The organism is Tessaracoccus pujii, assembly GCF_055326215.1.
This window is the reverse complement of the sequence record NZ_JBUZNP010000003.1, coordinates 156,758-178,750: the sequence shown is the minus strand read 5'-3', so window position 1 is coordinate 178,750 and position 21,993 is coordinate 156,758. Positions and strand designations below refer to the sequence as shown.

Here is a 21,993-nt window from a genome sequence, read left to right as displayed (position 1 = left end):
AATGACCATGACCAGCGCAGAACCTTCACCGAGGTTTCCCTCGGTGGCCGGAGTGACCCTCCCGGCGGGCTTCCTCGCCGCCGGCGTGACGGCCGGCCTGAAGGCAAGCGGCCGCCCGGACGTCGCCGTCGTGGTCAACACCGGCCCGAGCATGGCCGCCGCCGCCGTGTTCACGTCGAACCGCGTGGTCGCGGCGCCCGTGAAGTGGTCGAGGCAGGCGGTGGCCGACGGCCAGGTGCAGGCCGTGGTGCTCAACTCCGGCGGCGCCAACGCCTGCACAGGGCCAGAAGGTTTGGCCGATTCCGCGGCCACGGCATCGAGGGTCGCGGCGGCGCTCGGCCTCATCACGGACAACGTGGCGGTCTGTTCAACCGGGCTGATCGGCGTGCGGCTCCCCATGGACCTGCTCCTGCCCGGCGTCGAGGACGCGTGCCGGCACCTCAGCGCGGACGGGGGAGGCGCAGCCGCGACGGCCATCATGACGACGGACTCGGTGCCCAAGCAGGCGGGGGTCACCGTCGGGCCGTGGTCGATCGGCGGGATGGCGAAGGGGGCCGGCATGCTCGCCCCGGGCCTGGCAACGATGCTGGTCGTCCTCACCACCGACGCCGTACTCGACGCTACCGCCCTCGACGCGGCGCTGCGCGAGGCCACGAGGCTGAGTTTCGACCGAGCGGACTCCGACGGCTGCATGTCCACCAACGACACGGTGATCCTCATGGCCAGCGGTGCCTCCGGTGAGGTGCCGGAGCAGGCCGTGTTCCAGGGCGCGCTCACCGCGCTGTGCCAGGACCTCGCCCGCCAGCTGATCGCGGACGCGGAGGGTGCCGCCCACGAGATCGCGATCGAGGTGGCGGGGGCGGCGTCGGAGCGCGACGCGGAGTCCGTGGGTCGCGAGATCGCCAGGTCCAACCTCTTCAAGTGCGCGGTCTTCGGCGGCGACCCCAACTGGGGCCGCGTGCTCTCCGCCATCGGCGTGACCGACGCCGAGTTCGACCCTGACCGGCTGGACGTGTCCTTCAACGGCGTCATGGTCTGCCGGGGCGGCCAGATCGGCGACGACCGCACCCTGGTGGATCTGGGCGGCCGCCACGTGCACGTGCTGGTCGACCTCCACGCCGGAGACGCGGGCGCCACCATCCTCACCAACGACCTCACCTACGACTACGTCAGGGAGAACGCGGAGTACTCCTCCTGACCGCAGTGCCGCACCCCTCCTAACCACCGCTTCCAGGGATCGACCATGATGACCAAGACCCGCATCCAGCAGCAGCCGGAACTCATCGCCAAGGCAGGCACTCTGATCGAGGCCCTGCCCTGGCTCGCCGAATACGCCGGCCAGACCGTCGTGATCAAGTACGGCGGCAACGCCATGACCGACGACGCGCTGAAGCGGGCCTTCGCCGAGGACATCGTGTTCCTGCGCCGCGTGGGCGTGAGGCCGGTCGTGGTGCACGGGGGCGGGCCTCAGATCTCGTCCATGCTCAAGCGGCTCGACATCGCCTCGGAGTTCCGCGGGGGGCTGCGGGTGACGTCGCCGGAGGCCATGGACGTGGTGCGCATGGTCCTGGTCGGCCAGGTGGGTCGCGAGCTGGTCAACCTCATCAACCAGCACGGTGCGTTCGCCGTCGGGATGTCCGGGGAGGACGGCGGGTTGTTCACGGCCAAGCGTCGCGGCCTCGTCGTCGACGACGAGGAGATCGATCTGGGCCTGGTCGGTGACGTCGAATCGGTGGACCCGGCTGCCATCCTCGACCTCATCGCCGCCGGCAGGATCCCCGTCGTCGCGACGGTGGCGCCAGACGGCGAGGGCCAGGTGCACAACGTCAACGGCGACACCGCGGCGGCGGCGCTGGCGGTCGCGCTCGGCGCCAAACGGCTGGTGATGCTCACCAATGTGGCCGGCGTCTACGCCAACTACCCCGACGAGGAGTCCGTGATCACGCAGATCGCCACCGACGAGGTGCGCGACATGTTGCCCGGGCTCGATTCCGGAATGATCCCGAAGATGGAGGCCTGCGTGCACGCGGTGGAGGGCGGCGTCACGTCCGCGACGGTCATCGACGGCCGCATCCCGCACTGCCTGCTGCTGGAGATCTTCACCGACGAGGGCGTGGGCACCATGGTCACCAACGAGGGAGCAGTCGCATGAACCAGTCAGAGGTCGCGGCCCGGTACGCCGCCGTCATGATGAACGCGTTCGGCCCGCCCAAGCGTGTCTTCGAGCGGGGCGAGGGGGTGCACCTCTACGACGCCGACGGCATGCGCTACACCGATCTCCTGTCCGGCCTGGCGGTCAACGCGCTCGGCCACAACCATCCGGGCGTGACGGCAGCCGTCACCGGGCAGCTCGGGCGCCTGGGGCACGTGTCCAACTTCTTCGCCAGCGAGCAGCAGGTCCGCCTCGCGGAGCGGTTGGCGGCCTTCACCGGAGCGCCGGAGACGAGGGTCTTCTTCACCAACTCGGGCACCGAGGCCAACGAGGCGGCCTTCAAACTGACGCGCCTCACCGGCCGCACCAGGCTGGTGGCGATGGAGGGGTCCTTCCACGGGCGCACCATGGGCGCCCTCGCGCTCACGCACAACCCCAGGTATCGGGAGCCCTTCGAGCCGCTGCCTGGTGAGGTGACCTTCGTCCCCTTCGGCGACGCGGAGGCGCTCCGGGCCGCGGTCGACGACCGGACGGCGGCCGTGATCGTCGAGGCGGTGCAGGGGGAGAACGGTGTGGTGCCGGCGCCCGAGGGCTTCCTCACCGCCGTCCGCCGGATCACCGCGGACGCCGGAGCGCTGCTGTGGATCGACGAGGTCCAGACCGGCCTCGGGCGCTGCGGCGAGTATCTCGCCCATCGCGCCGACGGCGTGGTTGCGGACCTGATCACGCTGGCCAAGGGGCTGGGCAACGGATTCCCGATCGGTGCCTGCCTCGCCACCGGCCCCGCCGCGACACTCCTGCAGCCGGGTCAGCACGGCACCACCTTCGGCGGTAACCCGGTGGCGTCGGCGGCCGGCAACGCTGTGCTCGATGCTCTGGCCGGCGGAGTGCTGGACAACGCCCGGGCCACCGGGCGCTGGCTCCGGGAGGCCGTGCTGGGGCTGCGGCATCCGTTGGTCACGGGAGTGCGGGGCCGCGGACTGCTCCTGGGTGTGACGCTGTCGCGGGAGGTCGCGGCGTCGGTGGCCGATGCTGCGCTGGACGCCGGCTTCATCATCAACGCGCCCCGGCCCGGGGTATTGCGGCTGGCCCCGCCGCTGATCGCCACCCCGGCCGATCTGGAGGGATTCGTCGCGGCACTGCCCGCCCTCCTCGATCCTCATGTCTGATGTCACCAGGGCGGGGCGGCTGGCCACCCTGCGGCAGCTGTTGGGGGAGGCCCGATACGCTTCGCAGGCGGACCTGATCGAGGCGTTGAGCGGGGAGGGGATCACCGTGAGTCAACCCACCTTGTCCAAGGATCTCCTGACGCTCGGTGCGGTCCGGCAGCGGGCCACGGATGGCTCGCTCGTGTACGCGACGGGCACGGACGAGGCGCACGGCACCACCATGGACAAGCTCGCGCGGCTCTGCGCGGAGATGCTTCAGTCGCTGCGTTCGGCGGGCAACCAGATCGTGCTCAAGGTGCCGCCAGGGGCCGCGCAGTATGTCGCGGCCAGCCTGGACGCCGCCGCTCTGGGCGGCGTGATGGGTACGATCGCGGGCGACGACACCATCCTCGTCATCGCCGTCGACGAGGCGGCCGCGGACGACGTGGTGCTGCGGATCTCCGAGATGACCAAGACCGGACGACCAGGAACAGGAGTGCGCGATGAGCACTGATCAGGGACGGCTCTGGGGCGGACGGTTCGCCGGGGGCCCGAGCGAGGCCATGTTCGCGCTCAGCAAGTCCACGCAGTTCGACTGGAGGCTCGCCCTGCACGATGTGGCGGGCTCCCGCGCACACGCCAAGGCGCTAGCGGCGGCAGGGCTCCTCAACGACGAGCAGGCCGCGGCGATGGACGCCGGCCTGGCGGAGCTGGCGCGCCGGGTGGAATCGGGCGAGTTCGTCGCCGCCGACACCGACGAGGACGTCCACGGCGCGCTGGAGCGGGGTCTGAAGGGCATCGTCGGGGCCGAGCTGGGTGGCCGGCTGCGGGCGGGGCGCTCGCGCAACGACCAGATCGCCACGCTGATTCGCAGCTACCTGCGCGAGGAGATCCGCCTGATCGCCCAGGACGTCAACGGGGTCGTCGACGCGCTGGCCGCGCAGGCAGAGCGGCACCTCGGTGTCGTGATGCCGGGGCGGACCCACCTGCAGTCGGCGCAACCGATCCTCCTCAGTCATCATCTTCTGGCCCACGCCTGGCCGCTGATGCGCGACATCGACCGCCTGCGTGACCTCGATCGGCGCCTGGCCGTCAGCCCTTACGGCTCCGCGGCGCTTGCGGGCACGTCGCTCGGGCTGGACCCGGAGTTGGTGGCACGCGAGCTGGGGTTCGCGTCCTCGGTCGCCAACTCCATCGACGGCACCGCGTCGCGGGACCTCATCGCGGAGGCCGCCTTCGTGCTGGCGCAGATCGGGGTCGACCTCTCCCGGCTGTCCGAGGACGTGATCCTCTGGTGCACGGCGGAGTTCGGTTTCGCCACTCTGCACGACGCGTGGTCCACCGGAAGCTCGATCATGCCGCAGAAGAAGAACCCGGACGTCGCGGAACTGGCCCGGGGCAAGGCCGGCCGCCTGATCGGCAACCTCAGTGGCCTGCTCGCCACCCTCAAGGGCCTCCCGCTGGCGTACAACCGGGACCTGCAGGAGGACAAGGAACCCATCTTCGACGGCATCGACCAGCTGCACGTCCTGCTGCCCGCCGTGGCCGGCATGGTGGACACGTTGACGTTCCATGCCGGGCGGATGACGGAGGTCGCGCCGCGGGGCTTCTCCCTGGCCACTGACATCGCCGACCATCTGGTGCGCGCCCACGTGCCGTTCGCCGTGGCGCACGAGGTGGCGGGGGAGGCCGTGCGGTACTGCGAGTCGCGCTCACTCACGCTGCAGGATCTGACGGTGGAGGACCTGCCCGCCATCTCTCCGGTGCTCGATGCCTCGGTCCTGGACGTGTTGACGGTGGAGGGCTCCGTCGCCTCGCGCGACGGCAGGGGCGGCACGGCGCCGTCGCGGGTGCGTGAGCAGGCCCGCGAACTGCGAGCGGCCCAGGCCGCGCTGGCTGAGTTCGTCGCCGGCTGAGACGGGCAGACCGGTGCCCCGCCTCGGCGTCGAGGAACTGCTCGCGGTCCTGCTGGACGCGGGCTCGCGCCGAACCTGGGACGTCCCCGTCGTCGATCCACCACGCGTCGAGTCGTACCGTGCGGACCTCGACGCGGCCCGCGCCGCCACCGGCCGGGACGAGTCTGTGGTCACGTGCGAGGGCAGGCTGCGTGGGCGGCGCGTCGCCGTGGTCGCCGGGGACCCGGCCTTCCTCGGCGGCTCGATCGGGGTGTCGGCAGGGGAACGGCTGACTGCGGCCATCGAGCGGGCCACGGGTGAGCGGCTCCCCATCCTGGCGCTCCCGGTGGGCGGGGGGACGCGCATGCAGGAGGGAACGGTGGCGTTCCTGCAGATGGTCAAGATCACCGGCGCGGTCATGGCACACAAGGACGTGTGCCTGCCCTACCTCGTCTACCTGCGTCACCCCACGATGGGCGGGGTGTTCGCGTCCTGGGGATCGCTGGGGCACGTCACGCTGGCGGAGCCCGGGGCCCTGGTCGGGTTCCTCGGCCCTCGTGTGTATGAGGCGCTATACGGGGAACCGTTTCCCGCCGGCGTCCAGCTGTCGGAGAATCTGGCGGAGCGGGGCGTCATCGACGCCGTGTGCGCGCCCGGGGAGGTGGCGGGCGTCCTCGACAGGCTGCTGCGGGTGATGGAGCAGGGGCCGCCCCCGGCTCGGGTGCCCGATCCGCCGGCGGTCGACCTGCCGGATGTGCCGGCGTGGGAGTCGGTGCTGCGGACGCGCCGACCGGACCGACCGGGTCTGCGTGACCTGCTGGCGCTCGCGGCCGGGGACGTGACGATGCTGAACGGCACCGGCGACGGAGAGTCCCACCCGGGATCGGTGCTCGCGCTCGCCAGGTGGGGTGAGGCGCCGTGTGTCGTCGTGGGGCAGGACCGCCACGACCAGGGCCGGCCGCTGGATCCGGCCGCGCTGCGGGAGGTGCGACGGGGGATCCGCCTGGCGCGCGAATTGAACCTGCCTCTGGTCAGCGTCATCGACACGCCGGGTGCGGCCCTCTCCAAGGAGGCCGAGGAGCGGGGGCTCGCCTCCGAGATCGCGCGCACGCTCAGCGAACTGCTCACGCTGCCCACCCCGACGGTGAGCCTGCTCATGGGCCAGGGCACCGGTGGCATAGCCCTGGCGCTCACGCCGGCCGACAGGGTGGTGGCCAGCGAGCACGCGTGGCTGGCGCCGCTGCCTCCGGAGGGTGCGGCCGCGATCGTGCACCGGGACACTGCGCGGGCGCCCGAGATGGCAGCTGCGCAGGGCGTTCGGGCGCGCGACCTCATGGCCGCGGGCATCGTCGACAGGGTGGTGCCCGAGCCCGACGACCCGGCCGCGGACAGGGCGCAGTTCTGCCGGCGGTTGGGAGCCGCGCTCCACGACGAGGTGCTGCGGGTCATCGCGCAGCCGGGCGACGAGCGTCGCGCCGCACGGCAGAGGCGGTACCGCACCCTGGGGATATGCTGACGGGCGTGAACGCACTCCTCGACGATCTTCGCTGGCGTGGCCTCGTGGCCCACTCGACGGATCCGGAGGCGCTCGCCGCGCATCTGGATGCTGGGGCTGTGAAGTTCTACGTGGGATTCGATCCCACGGCGCAGAGCGTCCACACGGGCAACCTCGTCCAGCTGCTGCTAGCCCGCCGCCTGCAGGATGCCGGCCACCATCCCTACATGCTGGTGGGCGGCGCCACGGGCCTCATCGGTGACCCGAAGGAGTCAGGGGAGCGGGTGATGAACTCGACCGAGGTGGTGGCCGGCTGGGTGGAGCGGATCCGGGCCCAGGTGGAGCGATTCGTCTCCTTCGACGGCTCCAACGCCGCCACCATGGTCAACAACTTCGACTGGACGAGCCAGATGTCGGTGCTGGACTTCCTGCGCGACGTGGGCAGGCACTTTCCGGTCAACCGCATGCTCGCGCGAGACGTGGTGGCTCGACGGCTGGAGTCCGGCATCTCGTACACGGAGTTCTCCTACGTCCTCCTCCAGTCCATGGACTACCGAGAGCTGCACCGCAGGTACGGCGTGACACTGCAGACCGGCGGCTCGGATCAGTGGGGAAACCTGACGGCGGGCGTCGAGTTGATCCGACGGAGCGACCAGGGCCGTGTGCATGCCATGGCCACCCCTCTGCTGACCAAGGCGGACGGCACCAAGTTCGGGAAGACGGAGTCCGGGACGGTGTGGCTGGACGGCACGCTCACCTCGCCGTACGCGTTCCATCAGTTCTTCCTCAACGCCGAGGATTCGAAGGTCATCGACTACCTGAAGGTGTTCTCCTTCCGGGGCAGGGAGGAGATCGAGGCGCTGGAGCGGGCCACTGCGGAGGAGCCGTTCAAGCGCGCGGCGCAGCGCGCGCTGGCGGACGATGTGACGGACCTCGTGCACGGTGTCGCTGAGCGTGAGGCTGCGGTCCGCGCCGCGGCCGCGCTGTTCGGCCGCGGCAGGCTCGAGGAGTTGGCGCCCTCGACGTTGGAGGCGGTTCTTCGGGACGTCGGTGGCCAACCTATCCATGGGGACTCCAGTGTGGTCGACGCCATGGCCCTGTCGGGGGTCGTCGAGTCCAAGGGCGCCGCGCGCCGTGCCATCGCGGAGGGCGGCGCCTACCTCAACAACGAGAAGATCGTGGACCCCGAGTTGCTGCTCACGGCGGACCTCCTGCTCCACGGCCGGTTCGCGATCCTCCGGCGCGGTCGCAGGACCGTGGGCGGCGTGTTCGTCGCGTGAGTCACTGACGCTCCGTCAGGCCCTCCACGCCCAGCGAGCGCACCGTCTCCCTGGTCCGCGCCGCGGAGGCGAGCATCTCGGCTTTCAAGGGCGTCCCGGCCTTGAGCGCGTCGGGGATGAGGTGGACCCGGGCCGGCGTCGATCCGGCCATCCGCGTGATGAACGTCGGGGCGAACTCAGCTCCGGTGGCCTCGAAGCCCCCGTCGCTTCGCTCGGTGAACGTCACTTGGGCCATGTAGCCGTCGTAGGAGCGTGGCTTGGCCGGTCCGCTCGACGCGATGAGGTTGCCAGCGCCGTAGATGACCCAGGTGTCGTTGACGCGGTCGATTGGCTGGACCACGTGAGCGTGCTGACCGAAGACCAGATCCACGTGCGGTGAGGCCGTCACCGTCTCTGCGAACGCCCGCTGCTGCTCGTTGATGCTGCTGGAGTACTCGTCGCCGGCGTGCATGTGGACGGCGACGATGTCCGCGCCGGCCTCGCGGGCGCGCTCGGCCTGCGCGACCGCGAGCTCCGCGTTCAACAGTTCCACGGACCACGGTTTGTCCTTGGCCTTGGCGATGCCGTTGAGCCCGTAGGTCTGGCTGATCACGGCCACGCGCACTCCGGATTCCGTGGTGTAGATCACGGGTGTGGTGGCGTCTTCCTGTGTCGGGTACGAACCGGCGGTGAGGATGCCGGCTGCGCGGTGCACCTCGACAGTGCGCACCAGCCCGTCCCATCCCGCATCCATGGTGTGGTTCGACGCCGTGGTGCAGAGGTCCCATCCCACCTCTCTGATGGCGGGAGCGATTTCCTGGGGGGCGGCGAACATCGGGTAGTTGCGGTAGGGGCCGTCCTCCTCGGCGAACGGCACCTCCGAGTGACAGATAGCCATGTCCGCAGCGGCGACGTAGGGCTGGAGCGAAGCGAGTTGCGGAAAGAAGTCGAAACGGGGCTCGCCGGTCACCCGCGCGTCCAGCACGGCGCTGTCCCACAGGGAGTTGTGCCAGAGCAGGTCGCCGCTGACGTTGATCGTCACGGACCGCGCCGGTGACGGGCTGGGGGAGGGATCGGCACTGGCCGGGGGCCGCGACGACGACGGCGCCGAGGTGGCCGCTGCCGAGCTGGTGGTCGGAAGGGGCGTGGCGGTGGGTGGCAGTCCCACGGGCGCGCACGCGGGAACAGCGACTACGAGAGCCGCGAGGAGCGCGGGGCCGACAGAACGAGTGCGCATGGCGCCAGGCTACGTGCTGCCGAGAGGCGGCGTGGAGCCACGCCTCCCCCTGATTTGCGCCCTCCAAACGGCCTGTGTATTGTTCATCAAGCTTCGACGGTGCACCGGACGACAGGACGGACCCGAAGCCACCACCCATCTCAGAACTGCGGGCGAGTGTGCGTTCAGCAAGAACCCGCTCAAGGCCCGGACTACGAGTGCGGCCCGGACCAGCCGAGTTGATCGGCCGGAGCGAGTCGGGTAGTGTTCACCAGGCTGCCTCGGCAGTCACTGACAACTCAACAGCGATCGGCCCCAAGCCAGACGGTTTGACAGGGGCGAGCACAGGTGAGTAATGTAGGTCGAGCCGCGAAAGCGGTGGTCCTAGACAAAACCCCTAGTCAATAGGGATTGAGTCACTCACGATCCGCTCGAACCAGTCAGGTTGATTTGACAGGCCGAACGCAAGAGAGTAAAGTTGGACGAGCCGCCTAGCGGCAAACAACTGAACTGAGAAGCCCGCCGATTTGACTAGCGGAACACTTCAAAGTAAAGTTAAGCGAGTTGCCCCAAGCGGAAGTCGAAAGACAGAAGCGCGGGACGCACCCGAAACTTGAGAACTCAACAGCGTGCTTAAAGTCAATGCCAAATACATGCACATTGCAGGGCTTGCTCTGCAATTGCGAACCCGTCACGTGATTTCGGTCACGTACGGATTCCTTTGAAGTTGAAATATAGATAGATCCAGCAATGGAAATCTGTCAGTTTCAAACTAAAGTTAAGTTGACGGTTAAACAGGCCTCGGCCTGCACCGATAAATTTCAACGGAGAGTTTGATCCTGGCTCAGGACGAACGCTGGCGGCGTGCTTAACACATGCAAGTCGAACGGTAAGGCCCCTTCGGGGGTACACGAGTGGCGAACGGGTGAGTAACACGTGAGTAACCTGCCCTTGACATCGGGATAACACCTGGAAACAGGTGCTAATACCGGATACGAACCTCCTCGGCATCGAGGAAGTTGGAAAGCTCCGGCGGTCAAGGATGGACTCGCGGCCTATCAGCTTGTTGGTGAGGTAATGGCTCACCAAGGCTCCGACGGGTAGCCGGCCTGAGAGGGCGACCGGCCACATTGGGACTGAGATACGGCCCAAACTCCTACGGGAGGCAGCAGTGGGGAATATTGCACAATGGGCGAAAGCCTGATGCAGCAACGCCGCGTGCGGGATGACGGCCTTCGGGTTGTAAACCGCTTTCAGCAGGGACGAAGCGCAAGTGACGGTACCTGCAGAAGAAGCACCGGCTAACTACGTGCCAGCAGCCGCGGTGATACGTAGGGTGCGAGCGTTGTCCGGATTTATTGGGCGTAAAGAGCTTGTAGGCGGTTTGTCACGTCGGGAGTGAAAACTCAGGGCTCAACCCTGAGCCTGCTTCCGATACGGGCAGACTTGAGGAAGGTAGGGGAGAATGGAATTCCTGGTGAAGCGGTGGAATGCGTAGATATCAGGAGGAACACCAGTGGCGAAGGCGGTTCTCTGGACCTTTCCTGACGCTGAGAAGCGAAAGCGTGGGGAGCAAACAGGCTTAGATACCCTGGTAGTCCACGCCGTAAACGGTGGGTACTAGGTGTGGGGGACATTCCACGTTCTCCGTGCCGCAGCTAACGCATTAAGTACCCCGCCTGGGGAGTACGGCCGCAAGGCTAAAACTCAAAGGAATTGACGGGGCCCCGCACAAGCGGCGGAGCATGCGGATTAATTCGATGCAACGCGAAGAACCTTACCTGGGTTTGACATATGCCGGAAACATCTAGAAATAGGTGCCCCTTTATGGTCGGTTTACAGGTGGTGCATGGCTGTCGTCAGCTCGTGTCGTGAGATGTTGGGTTAAGTCCCGCAACGAGCGCAACCCTCGTCCTATGTTGCCAGCGGATAATGCCGGGGACTCATAGGAGACCGCCGGGGTCAACTCGGAGGAAGGTGGGGATGACGTCAAGTCATCATGCCCCTTATGTCCAGGGCTTCACGCATGCTACAATGGCCGGTACAAAGGGCTGCAAACCTGCAAGGGTGAGCGAATCCCAAAAAGCCGGTCTCAGTTCGGATTGGGGTCTGCAACTCGACCCCATGAAGTCGGAGTCGCTAGTAATCGCAGATCAGCAACGCTGCGGTGAATACGTTCCCGGGGCTTGTACACACCGCCCGTCAAGTCATGAAAGTCGGTAACACCCGAAGCCGGTGGCCTAACCCTTGTGGAGGGAGCCGTCGAAGGTGGGACCGGTAATTAGGACTAAGTCGTAACAAGGTAGCCGTACCGGAAGGTGCGGCTGGATCACCTCCTTTCTAAGGAGCCTCAGACAGGGTCGCCTAGCGTCCCTGTCCAATGTCTGGTTCCGAAGCATACGTCTTCGGCCAGGCAGGCACCGGAATGTGGAACATTGACCATTAAGTCGAACGAAGTCGATCTGTCAGTACAACCTGAGTAATCAGGAGTGGAAAGTCAGCCGGCGGAGTGAGACCTGAGCACGCTGTTGGGTCCTGAAGGGTCGGTTGCGAAAGCAACGCCTTCAACGCGGACCAGCGCCGAAAGGTATCGTCATGATACCGGACTGCCTGGGCCCGCCCGTATCTTGAGAACTTCACAGTGGACGCGAGCATCTTTGTAGAATGTAACAAGCTACTAAGTGCGATCGGTGGATGCCTTGGCACCAAGAGCCGAAGAAGGACGTTGTAACCTGCGATAAGCCTCGGGGAGCTGGTAAACGAGCTTTGATCCGAGGATTTCCGAATAGGGAAACCTTGAAATACCGGAGTCATGTCCGGCAACCTCTGCCTGAACACATAGGGCAGTTGGAGGGAACGCGGGGAAGTGAAACATCTCAGTACCCGCAGGAAGAGAAAACAACCGTGATTCCGTGAGTAGTGGCGAGCGAAAGCGGAAGAGGCCAAACCTCAATTGTGTGATAGCTGACAGGCGTTGCAATTGGGGTGTAGTGGGGCCGTTCAGACTGTGCTGTCAAGCAGTCAGAGAGTAAGAAATGATTAACGAAGTCGAAGTGTGCTGCGAAGGCCACAGCAAAGAAGGTAACACTCCTGTAGACGTAAGTTATTCACTCTCGAGCGTAACCCCAAGTAATGCGGAACCCCTGAAATTCCGCATGAATCTGGCGGGACCATCCGCTAAGCCTAAATACTCCTTGGTGACCGATAGCGGACAAGTACCGTGAGGGAAAGGTGAAAAGTACCCCGGGAGGGGAGTGAAATAGTACCTGAAACCGATCGCATACAATCCGTCGGAGCCTGCAAGGGTGACGGCGTGCCTTTTGAAGAATGAGCCTGCGAGTTAGTGGTACGTGGCGAGGTTAACCCGTGTGGGGAAGCCGTAGCGAAAGCAAGTCCTAATAGGGCGATATAGTCGCGTGCTCTAGACCCGAAGCGGAGTGATCTATCCATGGCCAGGGTGAAGCGACGGTAAGACGTCGTGGAGGCCCGAACTCACTTGGGTTGAAAACCGAGGAGATGAGCTGTGGATAGGGGTGAAAGGCCAATCAAACTCCGTGATAGCTGGTTCTCCCCGAAATGCATTTAGGTGCAGCGTCGCATGTTTCTTACCGGAGGTAGAGCACTGAATAGTCTAGGGGGCCCACAAGCTTACCGAAATTAGTCAAACTCCGAATGCCGGTAAGTTAGAGTGCGGCAGTGAGACTGTGGGGGATAAGCTTCATAGTCGAGAGGGAAACAGCCCAGATCATCAGCTAAGGCCCCTAAGCGATAACTAAGTGGAAAAGGATGTGGAGTCGCGGAGACAACCAGGAGGTTGGCTTGGAAGCAGCCACCCTTGAAAGAGTGCGTAATAGCTCACTGGTCAAGTGATTCTGCGCCGACAATTTAGCGGGGCTCAAGTTATCCGCCGAAGCTATGGCATTCGTACACATAACCGTAAGGTTGTACGGATGGGTAGGGGAGCGTCGTGTGCACAGTGAAGCGGCGGGGTAACCCAGCCGTGGAGAGCACACGAGTGAGAATGCAGGCATGAGTAGCGAAAGACGGGTGAGAAACCCGTCCGCCGAATATCCAAGGGTTCCAGGGTCAAGCTAATCTGCCCTGGGTAAGTCGGGACCTAAGGCGAGGCCGACAGGCGTAGTCGATGGACAACGGGTTGATATTCCCGTACCGGCGAAATATCGCCAATGCCGAGGCGAGTAATGCTAAGCACGCAAGGTCAGCGGAGGTCTTCGGACCGAGGCTGACTGAGTCTGCGACCCAAACTTGTATTAGGCAAGCTGCGGAGGGACGCAGGAAGGTAGCTCTTCTCGGGTTTGGATATCCCCGGGCTAAGTGCGTAGGGCGAAACGTAGGCAAATCCGCGTTTCATTAAGCCTGAGACATGATGGGTCGGTTACTTTGGTAACCGTAAGAGTGATCCTATGCTGCCTAGAAAAGCTTCGTGAGCGAGATATTAGCCGCCCGTACCCCAAACCGACACAGGTGGATAGGTAGAGAATACTAAGGCGATCGAGATAACCATGGTGAAGGAACTCGGCAAAATACCCCCGTAACTTCGGAATAAGGGGGACCTAAGACGTATTAGAATTTACTTCGAAAGCGTCGAGGGTCGCAGAGACCAGGCCCAAGCGACTGTTTACTAAAAACACAGGTCCGTGCTAAGTCGTAAGACGATGTATACGGACTGACTCCTGCCCGGTGCTGGAAGGTTAAGGGGAAGGGTTAGCTTCGGCGAAGCCTTGAACTTAAGCCCCAGTAAACGGCGGTGGTAACTATAACCATCCTAAGGTAGCGAAATTCCTTGTCGGGTAAGTTCCGACCTGCACGAATGGAGTAACGATTTGGGCGCTGTCTCCACCATGGACTCGGCGAAATTGCACTACGAGTAAAGATGCTCGTTACGCGCAGCAGGACGGAAAGACCCCGGGACCTTCACTATAGTTTGGTATTGGTGATCGGTGTGACTTGTGTAGGATAGGTGGGAGACTTTGAAGCTTGGACGCCAGTTCAGGTGGAGTCATCGTTGAAATACCACTCTGGTCACTCTGGTTATCTAACCTAGGTCCATTATCTGGATCAGGGACAGTGCCTGATGGGTAGTTTGACTGGGGCGGTCGCCTCCTAAAAGGTAACGGAGGCGCCCAAAGGTTCCCTCAGCCTGGTTGGCAATCAGGTTTCGAGTGTAAGTGCACAAGGGAGCTTGACTGCGAGAGAGACATCTCGAGCAGGGACGAAAGTCGGGACTAGTGATCTTCTGGTGGCACATGGAAGCGCCAGGACTCAACGGATAAAAGGTACCCCGGGGATAACAGGCTGATCTTGCCCGAGCGTCCATAGCGACGGCATGGTTTGGCACCTCGATGTCGGCTCGTCGCATCCTGGGGCTGGAGTCGGTCCCAAGGGTTGGGCTGTTCGCCCATTAAAGCGGCACGCGAGCTGGGTTTAGAACGTCGTGAGACAGTTCGGTCCCTATCCGCTGCGCGCGTAGGAGTCTTGAGAAGAGCTGTCCTTAGTACGAGAGGACCGGGACGGACTAACCTCTGGTGTGCCAGTTGTTCTACCAAGAGCACGGCTGGTTGGCTACGTTGGGAAGTGATAACCGCTGAAAGCATCTAAGCGGGAAGCACGCTTCAAGATGAGGGCTCCCACAGAATAATCTGGTAAGGCCCCCTATAGACCATGGGGTGATAGGTCGGATGTGGAAGTGCAGCAATGCACGGAGCTGACCGATACTAATAGGCCGAGGGCTTGTTCCCTACAAAGATGCTACGCGTCCACTGTGAGGTTCCCGAGATACGGTCGGGGCCTTGATAACTCAATAACATGAGAGCTCGAGAAACCGACACTATTTCCATAGTGTTTCGGTGGTCATAGCGAGAGGGAAACACCCGGTCCCATCCCGAACCCGGAAGTTAAGCCTCTCAGCGCCGATGGTACTGCAAGGGGGACCTTGTGGGAGACTAGGACGCCGCCGGACTTATAAAAACCCCCCGACTTCGGTCGGGGGGTTTTTTGTTTCCCCTTGGGCCGGTCGCCGCGAGCCCCGTAGGCGGGCCATCCGCAAGAATTGGGCGGAATGGCCCGATCCTGGGAAGATGGACCCATGTCTAGTGATAACTCCACACCGAACGACGATCGTCAAGGCCCCCAGGAGGGCCGGCCCCGTGGGCAGGGCGATCGTTCGGGTCGGCCCGAGCGCTCAGGGGGTGACCGACGAGGCTCGGGAAGCGGAGGAAGATCGGAAGGTCAACGCTCCTCGTGGGGCAACCGCGACGATCGCGGTTCACGTCCGCAGAGTGACCGTCCGCAGTATGGGAATCGTGACGATCGCGGTTCGCGTCCGCAGGGTGACCGTCCGCAGTACGGGAATCGTGACGATCGCGGCTCGCGTCCGCAGGGTGACCGTCCACAGTACGGGAATCGTGACGATCGCGGTTCGCGTCCGCAGGGTGACCGTCCGCAGTACGGGAACCGTGACGATCGCGGGTCACGTCCGCAGGGCGACCGTCCGCAGTACGGGAACCGTGACGACCGCGGCTCACGCCCCCAATGGGGCAACCGTGACGACCGCGGCTCCCGTCCGCAGGGCGACCGCCCGCAGTACGGGAATCGTGACGATCGCGGGTCACGTCCCCAGGGCGACCGTCCCCAGTACGGGAACCGTGACGACCGCGGCTCGCGTCCCCAATGGGGCAACCGTGACGACCGCGGGTCACGCCCCCAGGGCGACCGTCCCCAGTACGGGAACCGTGACGACCGCGGGTCACGCCCCCAGGGCGACCGCCCCCAGTACGGGAACCGTGACGACCGCGGGTCACGCCCCCAGGGCGACCGCCCCCAATACGGGAACCGTGACGACCGCGGCTCACGCCCCCAGGGCGACCGCCCCCAATACGGAAACCGTGACGACCGCGGCTCACGCCCCCAATACGGAAACCGTGACGACCGCGGCTCACGCCCCCAATGGGGCAACCGTGACGACCGCGGCTCCCGTCCGCAGGGTGACCGCCCCCAATGGGGCAACCGTGACGACCGCGGCTCACGTCCCCAGGGCGACCGCCCCCAATACGGAAACCGCGACGATCGCGGCTCGCATCCCCAGGGCGACCGCCCTCAGCGTGGTAACCGGGACGAGGAGTACCGCCCGCGTCCCGGGACTGCCGCGCAGCCTGACGAGCCGGAGACCCCCCGGGAGTTCGTGGAGTCTGAGCTGCCGGTCGGCGTGCGTGCCGAGCTGAAGGGGCTGCCCAAGGATCTCGCCGACATCGTCGGAGCACACATCTGGGCGGCCGGTCAGCTGGTGGATCTCGACCCGCAGTTGGCGTTCCGGCATGCGGAGGCCGCACGCCGTCGAGCCGGCCGTCTTCCGATCGTCAGGGAGGCCGCGGCCGAGACCGCGTACGCCGCCGGTGAGTACGGCATCGCTCTGCGTGAATTCCGGGCGATCCGCCGCATGTCCGGGGGAGATGAACTCATCCCGGTCATCGCCGACTGTGAGCGCGCCTTGGGGAGGCCCCGCGACGCACTGGAGATCCTGAACGAACTCGACCCCCGCACCAAGGACATCTGGTTGCGCATCGAATGCCTGCTCGTGGAGGCCGGTGTCCGCGATGACCTCGGTCAGCGTCCCGAGGCCCTGCGACTCCTCCAGGCGGCGATCAGTCGCAAGGTTGGGCCACCGTTCGGTCAGGCCCGGTTGCGGTACGCCTACGCGAATCTGCTCGAGGAGGATGGCGACCTCGACGGCGCCCGACAGTGGTTCACCTCGGCGGCCGCCCTGGACCAGAACACGGAGCTGGACACGGCGGACCGGATCGCGAACCTCGATGGTGTCGTGCTCCCGGACTTCACGCCGGATGAAGACGAGGACGAAGACGAGCCCTCAGATGGCGACGTTGACGATGACGACGACGCACAGGACAGCGAAGAGCCGGACTCCGATGATGAGGGCGCTGAGGTTTCCGACGCTGAGGACATCGCGAATGAGGATGACTCCGACGATCAGGGGGACTCAGAGGACTCTGACGAAGACGTCGCCGACCCCTCGGATGAGAACGACACCGAGGAGGTGCTCCCTGACGACCAGGCGGAGGACGAGGTGCTCCCCGACGACGAGGCGGAGGACGACGAACCGGACTACGACGAGCTCGCCCCCGATGCTGTGCCCGCGCCTGCTCCCTCTGATGACGAGGAGCGCGCAGCGGAGGGACGGACGGATGATTCCCAGGTCGAGACCGACGTCGAGGAGGAACAGGACTGATGCACGCATTGGCCTCTCAGTATGACGCTGCGCTGTTCGATCTCGACGGGGTGATCTATCTCGGTCCCTACGCCGTCGACGGGGTGGCCGAGGCTCTGGATGAATTGAGGTCCAGAGGCACACGCCTGGGCTTCGTCACCAACAACGCGGCCCGCACTCCGGCCACGGTCGCGTCGCACCTCACAGAGCTGGGCATCCACGCCACCGAGGAGGACGTGGTCAACTCCACCCAGGCCACCCTCCGGATGCTGGCCGCTGACCTGCCTGCCGGGGCCCGGATTCTCGCCGTGGGGACCGACGCGTTGGCCGAGCAGCTGACCGCCGCGGGCTTCGTCGTGGTGACGTCCCTGGAGGATGCACCCGACGCCGTGGTCCAGGGATACAACCCCACCATCGAGTGGGCGCGGCTGGAGGAAGCGGCCCTGGCGGTTCAGCGGGGCGCGGCCTGGTACGCCACCAACCCTGATCTCACCCGGCCGTCGGACCGGGGGATCGTTCCGGGCCTGGGGTCACAGTTGGCGGTGGTGCGCGTCTGCGTGAACGTGGAGCCCAAGATCGCGGGCAAGCCTTTCCGGCCACTTCTGGACGAGACGGTCCTGCGGATCGGCGCTAAGCGCCCCATCTTCGTGGGTGACCGGACCGACACGGACATCCTCGGCGCCAACACCGTGTCGATGGACTCGCTGTTCGTCTTCACGGGCGCCCACGGCAAGGCCGATCTCGCCGAGGCTCCGCCGGACTACCGGCCCACCTACATCGGATTCGACGCCGCTGCGCTGTTGGAACCGCCCCGCGAGGCCGAGCTGCGCCGGCAACGATTCGTGTGCGGGTATCAGGAGATCGACCTCATCGACGGGTCCGGCTATCTGTCGACCCGGCCGGTCACCCGGGACGAGCAACTCGACGCGCTGTGGGCGGCACTGCAGGCCAAGTGGCGTTTCGGCGTGGACATCTCCGCGGTGCTCAACTCGCTCGACACCCTGCGATGACCGCCTCGCCGTCCCCTCACCACTTCGTGGCCCCGCACGTGCGGCGGATGGCATTGGTCGAGGAGGTCATGGCCGGCCTCGAGGGGCTCGACGACCTCCCATTGGACGAACAGACCGCGCGGCTGGGTGAGGCGCAGGCCATCCTGGCGGGCGTTCTGAACAACGACCCGGGGGTGGTCCAGCCCGGTATTCCCGGAGTGGGTCGGTGAGACTGGACCTCGCGCTGGTGGAGCGCGGCCTCGCCCGCTCGCGCTCCCACGCCTCGGCCCTCGTCGGCGAGGGCCGGGTGAGCATCAACGGCGTGACGGCGTCCAAACCATCCGTCGGCGTGGGCCCTGAGGATGTGGTGGAGGCGGAGACCGACCAGTGGGTCTCGCGTGCTGCCCACAAGCTGTTGGGCGCGCTGGAGGCTTCCCGGGTAGAGGTGCGGGGCCGGGTGCTCGACGCGGGCGCATCGACGGGTGGATTCACCCAGGTGTGCCTGGAGCGTGGCGCCGACGTGGTGTATGCCGTCGACGTGGGCCACGACCAACTGGCGCCGATCCTTCGCCGCGACCCCCGCGTCCGCGTCCACGAGGGCCTCAACCTCCGGTACCTGAGCCTCGACGACGTGGACGGCGATCCCGTGGACCTGATCGTCGGCGACGTATCGTTCATCTCGCTGCGCCTCCTGCTGCCCACACTTCTCCCGGTGCTGCATCCCGAGGGGGCGGCGCTGCTGCTTGTGAAGCCACAGTTCGAGGTGGGGCGCGAAGCACTGGGGCACGGGGGCGTGGTCCGCGACGACCGGCAGCGGAGGCGCGCCGTCGACGACGTGGCACGCACCGCCGGTGAGCTCGGATGGGTGGAGCGGTGGCGGGGGGCCAGCGACCTGCCGGGAGCAGCAGGAAACGTGGAGTACTTCGTGCACCTCACTCGGTAGGGTGGGTGCGTGATGCAACGAACTGTGGCGGTGCTCGTCCACCCCGAACGAGACGAGGCGATCGACAAGGCCGCCCAGTTCATCACGGACCTGCACGCCATGGGCTTTGCCTTCCTGGTGTTCCCCAGCGATCTGGATCGCGTCAGCGCCCGGGTGCCGGAAGCCCGGATCCATGCCCTGGACGGCACGCCGGCGGAACTCGCCGTGGTGTTCGGTGGTGACGGCACCATCCTCCGAGCGGCGGAATGGGCGCTGCCGATGGGCGTGCCGCTGCTCGGGGTCAACCTGGGTCACGTCGGCTTCCTGGCGGAGTTGGAACCCTCGGACATCCACGCGCTGCCGGGCGTCGTGGCCAACCGGCTCTACCTCGTCGAGGAGCGGATCGCGCTGCAGGTCGAGGTGTGCGATGCGGACGGCACCATCACCTGGTCCTCGCAGGCCGTCAACGAGGTGTCCTTGGAGAAGCTGGCGCGCGAACGCATGCTCAACGTCTTGGTCAGCGTCGACGAGCGACCATTGTCGCGGTGGGGCTGCGACGGTGTGCTGGTCTCAACGCCCACGGGCTCGACGGCCTACGCCTTCTCCGCCGGTGGGCCGGTGGTGTGGCCGGACGTCCGGGCCATGCTGGTGGTGCCGCTGGCTGCGCACGCCCTGTTCAACCGCCCCATGGTGCTGAGCCCTTCGTCGGTGGTCAAGCTCGAGCTGCCGGAGGGTTCGGCCCCTCTCGGCATGCTGTGGTGCGACGGCCGGCGCAGCCACGATCTCGCGCCGGGGGAGTGGGTCAGCGTGCGTTCCCACCGGCATCCGGTGCGCATCGCACGCATGGGCGAGCAGCCGTTCACCACCCGCCTGGTGAAGAAGTTCGCGCTGCCCATCGACGGGTGGCGCAAGAGGAGCGACCGCTGATGCTGTCGGCGTTGCGGCTGACGGCTTTCGGGGTGGTCGACGAGGCGCATCTGGAGCTGGGGCCGGGCCTGACCGCGCTGACCGGTGAGACGGGCGCGGGCAAGACGATGGTGGTGGCCGGGCTGGGCCACCTGCTGGGTGTGCGGGCTGACGCCGGGATCGTCCGGCGGGGGAGGGACCGCGCCGTCGTCGAGGGCCGCTGGCAGCTCCCCCCGCACCTCGTCGAACGCGTGCACGAACTCGGCGGCGAATCCGACGACGGGGAGGTGGTGACGCTGCGGCAGGTCACGGCTCAGGGCAGGTCACGGGCCGTCGTGGGCGGCGCGGGGGTCCCGGTGGCGGCCCTGGCCGAGCTGATCAGCGAGACGGCCACCATCCACGGGCAGTCCGGGCAGATGCGGCTGTCGACGCCCGAGCGGCAGCGGGAAATGCTCGACGCGCAGGCCCGGCCGGCCGAGCTGCAGCGCTACCGCGACGCCTACGTGGAGCGCCGCGCGGCCGCGGCGGAGCTGGGGCACCTCGAGGCGGAGGCCATGTCACGCGCCCGGGAGGCGGACATGCTGCGCTTCGGCCTGGCCGAGATCACGGCAGTGGCCCCCTACTCGGGCGAGGACCACGAGCTGGCGGCCGAACAGGTGCGCCTCATGGACCTCGACGACCTGCGCAGGCTCGCCACGGCCGCGCAGGAGGGCCTGAGCGGCTCGGAGGCCGACTTCGACGCGCCCAACGCCGTGGGGCTCGTCGGCGAGGCGCGCAAGGCGCTGGTCCAGCTGGCGGAGCGCGACGACCAGGCCACGGCACTCGCCGCGCGGGCCCACGAGCTGGGCATGCTGGCCAACGACCTGGCCGCCGAGGTGGCCGGATATCTCGACGACCTCGTGGCGGACCCGCTCAGGCTTGAGGCGGTGGGGGAGCGGCGCTCTCAGCTGGCGGGCCTCACCCGCAAGTACGGTGCCACCGTCGAGGAGGTGCTCCGGTGGGCCGAGGAGGCGGCGGTGCGCCTCACCCAACTGGTGGGCAGCGACGAGCGGATCACGGAGCTGCGTGGCCGCATCTCGGATCTCGATGCCGGCCTGGCGGCGGACGCCGCCGTCATCTCCTCCGCTCGCCGGGAGGCGGCCGTCTCGCTGGCCGCCCGGGTCAGGGAGGAGCTGGCCGCGCTGGCGATGCCCCACGCCGAACTGCGGTTCGAGATCACCCCCGTCCCCCTGGGCCCGCACGGCGGGGATCGCGTTGAGCTGCTGTTCTCGGCCAACCCCGGCTCCGCGCCCGCGCCGTTGGGCAAGGTCGCCTCGGGCGGCGAACTGTCGCGGGTCCGATTGGCGCTCGAGGTGGTCCTGGCCGGCGGCACGGAGGGGCAGACCTTCGTGTTCGACGAGGTGGACGCCGGTGTCGGTGGCGCAGTGGGCCTGGAGATCGGCCGCAGGCTGCAGCGCCTGGCGGAGCGATCGCAGGTCATCGTCGTCACCCACCTCGCACAGGTGGCGGCGTTCGCCGACGCCCATTTCGTCGTGCACAAGGCCTCCGACGGGCAGGTGACCACATCCGGCGTGCGCCGCCTGGGTCATGAGGAGCGGGCCGCGGAACTCGCGCGCATGATGGGAGGCGAGTCGTCGTCGGCGAAGGGCCTCGACCATGCCGCCGAGCTGCTCCACAGGGCGTCGGCGGACCGGCCGGCCCGATGACGGTGTTACGTTTTCGTTTCGCCCACGGCGCGGCGAGGACTCCGGCGCGTCGAGTCCATACGC

At 66.3% G+C, this 21,993-nt stretch carries 14 protein-coding genes and 3 rRNA genes; 16 read left to right on the top strand and 1 reads right to left on the bottom strand.

Features of this window, described 5'->3' with window-relative positions:
- Positions 1–7 precede the first annotated feature (7 nt).
- From argJ to tyrS, 7 genes are read left to right on the top strand one after another with little or no spacing between them, the layout of a single operon-like run.
- A complete protein-coding gene (gene argJ / locus ACZK5N_RS05070) occupies positions 8–1,198 on the top strand; it encodes a bifunctional glutamate N-acetyltransferase/amino-acid acetyltransferase ArgJ (RefSeq protein ID WP_463624653.1) in 1,191 nt (396 codons plus the stop codon).
- A 48-nt stretch (positions 1,199–1,246) separates the two neighbouring features.
- Positions 1,247–2,152, top strand: a complete 906-nt coding sequence (gene argB / locus ACZK5N_RS05065) for an acetylglutamate kinase (protein ID WP_463624701.1) — start codon at positions 1,247–1,249, stop codon at positions 2,150–2,152.
- A complete protein-coding gene (locus ACZK5N_RS05060) occupies positions 2,149–3,321 on the top strand; it encodes an acetylornithine transaminase (RefSeq protein WP_459019404.1) in 1,173 nt (390 codons plus the stop codon). Before argB ends, ACZK5N_RS05060 begins: the two co-directional genes overlap by 4 nt.
- The gene (locus tag ACZK5N_RS05055) at positions 3,314–3,814 is read left to right on the top strand and encodes an arginine repressor (protein WP_463624652.1); all 501 of its coding nucleotides are present in this window, start codon (positions 3,314–3,316) and stop codon (positions 3,812–3,814) included. The genes ACZK5N_RS05060 and ACZK5N_RS05055 overlap by 8 nt, the downstream gene beginning before the upstream one ends.
- Positions 3,804–5,216 (top strand): argininosuccinate lyase, encoded by a 1,413-nt coding sequence (gene argH / locus ACZK5N_RS05050; RefSeq protein WP_463624651.1) that lies wholly within the window; start codon positions 3,804–3,806, stop codon positions 5,214–5,216. Before ACZK5N_RS05055 ends, argH begins: the two co-directional genes overlap by 11 nt.
- Positions 5,217–5,229: 13 nt before the next feature.
- Complete coding sequence (locus ACZK5N_RS05045; RefSeq protein ID WP_463624650.1) at positions 5,230–6,711, top strand: carboxyl transferase domain-containing protein; 1,482 nt, start codon at positions 5,230–5,232, stop codon at positions 6,709–6,711.
- Positions 6,712–6,716: 5 nt separating this feature from the next.
- Positions 6,717–7,970, top strand: coding sequence for a tyrosine--tRNA ligase (tyrS, locus tag ACZK5N_RS05040; protein WP_463624649.1), 1,254 nt, complete (start codon positions 6,717–6,719; stop codon positions 7,968–7,970).
- A 1-nt stretch (position 7,971) separates the two neighbouring features.
- On the opposite strand, the gene ACZK5N_RS05035 is transcribed toward tyrS, so the two are convergent.
- Positions 7,972–9,186, bottom strand: coding sequence for a CapA family protein (locus ACZK5N_RS05035; RefSeq protein WP_459019409.1), 1,215 nt, complete (start codon positions 9,184–9,186; stop codon positions 7,972–7,974).
- Positions 9,187–9,986: 800 nt separating this feature from the next.
- Here ACZK5N_RS05035 and ACZK5N_RS05030 point away from each other — a divergent pair.
- The 9 genes from ACZK5N_RS05030 to recN all read left to right on the top strand — a co-directional run bounded on the left by ACZK5N_RS05030 (position 9,987) and on the right by recN (position 21,930).
- A 16S ribosomal RNA gene (locus tag ACZK5N_RS05030) occupies positions 9,987–11,505 on the top strand.
- Between the two features lie 327 nt (positions 11,506–11,832).
- Positions 11,833–14,924, top strand: a 23S ribosomal RNA gene (locus ACZK5N_RS05025).
- A 104-nt stretch (positions 14,925–15,028) separates the two neighbouring features.
- Positions 15,029–15,145: ribosomal RNA gene (gene rrf, locus ACZK5N_RS05020) — 5S ribosomal RNA — on the top strand.
- The 16S, 23S and 5S rRNA genes sit together here, the layout of an rRNA operon.
- A 1,221-nt stretch (positions 15,146–16,366) precedes the next feature.
- The gene (locus ACZK5N_RS05015; protein WP_463624648.1) at positions 16,367–17,428 is read left to right on the top strand and encodes a hypothetical protein; all 1,062 of its coding nucleotides are present in this window, start codon (positions 16,367–16,369) and stop codon (positions 17,426–17,428) included.
- Complete coding sequence (locus tag ACZK5N_RS05010) at positions 17,425–18,417, top strand: HAD-IIA family hydrolase (protein ID WP_459020371.1); 993 nt, start codon at positions 17,425–17,427, stop codon at positions 18,415–18,417. Before ACZK5N_RS05015 ends, ACZK5N_RS05010 begins: the two co-directional genes overlap by 4 nt.
- On the top strand, positions 18,414–18,626 hold the full coding sequence (locus ACZK5N_RS05005; RefSeq protein ID WP_459019411.1) for a hypothetical protein: 213 nt from the start codon (positions 18,414–18,416) through the stop codon (positions 18,624–18,626). Before ACZK5N_RS05010 ends, ACZK5N_RS05005 begins: the two co-directional genes overlap by 4 nt.
- Entirely contained in the window at positions 18,623–19,339 is a 717-nt protein-coding gene (locus ACZK5N_RS05000) for a TlyA family RNA methyltransferase (RefSeq protein ID WP_459019412.1), read from the top strand. The genes ACZK5N_RS05005 and ACZK5N_RS05000 overlap by 4 nt, the downstream gene beginning before the upstream one ends.
- A 12-nt stretch (positions 19,340–19,351) precedes the next feature.
- Positions 19,352–20,245: an NAD kinase gene (locus ACZK5N_RS04995; RefSeq protein WP_459020372.1), complete on the top strand. Its 894-nt coding sequence runs from the start codon at positions 19,352–19,354 to the stop codon at positions 20,243–20,245.
- Complete coding sequence (recN, locus tag ACZK5N_RS04990) at positions 20,245–21,930, top strand: DNA repair protein RecN (RefSeq protein WP_459019413.1); 1,686 nt, start codon at positions 20,245–20,247, stop codon at positions 21,928–21,930. Before ACZK5N_RS04995 ends, recN begins: the two co-directional genes overlap by 1 nt.
- The last annotated feature ends 63 nt before the right edge of the window (positions 21,931–21,993 follow it).

Bases quoted from the DNA above. Each gene is read 5' to 3' on its own strand.
- argB (WP_463624701.1), top strand. From the start codon at position 1,247: ATGACCAAGACCCGCATCCAGCAGCAGCCGGAACTCATCGCCAAGGCA.
- ACZK5N_RS04995 (WP_459020372.1), top strand. From the start codon at position 19,352: ATGCAACGAACTGTGGCGGTGCTCGTCCACCCCGAACGAGACGAGGCG.
- ACZK5N_RS05060 (WP_459019404.1), top strand. From the start codon at position 2,149: ATGAACCAGTCAGAGGTCGCGGCCCGGTACGCCGCCGTCATGATGAAC.
- argJ (WP_463624653.1), top strand. From the start codon at position 8: ATGACCAGCGCAGAACCTTCACCGAGGTTTCCCTCGGTGGCCGGAGTG.
- ACZK5N_RS05055 (WP_463624652.1), top strand. From the start codon at position 3,314: ATGTCTGATGTCACCAGGGCGGGGCGGCTGGCCACCCTGCGGCAGCTG.
- argH (WP_463624651.1), top strand. From the start codon at position 3,804: ATGAGCACTGATCAGGGACGGCTCTGGGGCGGACGGTTCGCCGGGGGC.
- recN (WP_459019413.1), top strand. From the start codon at position 20,245: ATGCTGTCGGCGTTGCGGCTGACGGCTTTCGGGGTGGTCGACGAGGCG.
- ACZK5N_RS05005 (WP_459019411.1), top strand. From the start codon at position 18,414: ATGACCGCCTCGCCGTCCCCTCACCACTTCGTGGCCCCGCACGTGCGG.
- ACZK5N_RS05035 (WP_459019409.1), bottom strand. From the start codon at position 9,186: ATGCGCACTCGTTCTGTCGGCCCCGCGCTCCTCGCGGCTCTCGTAGTC.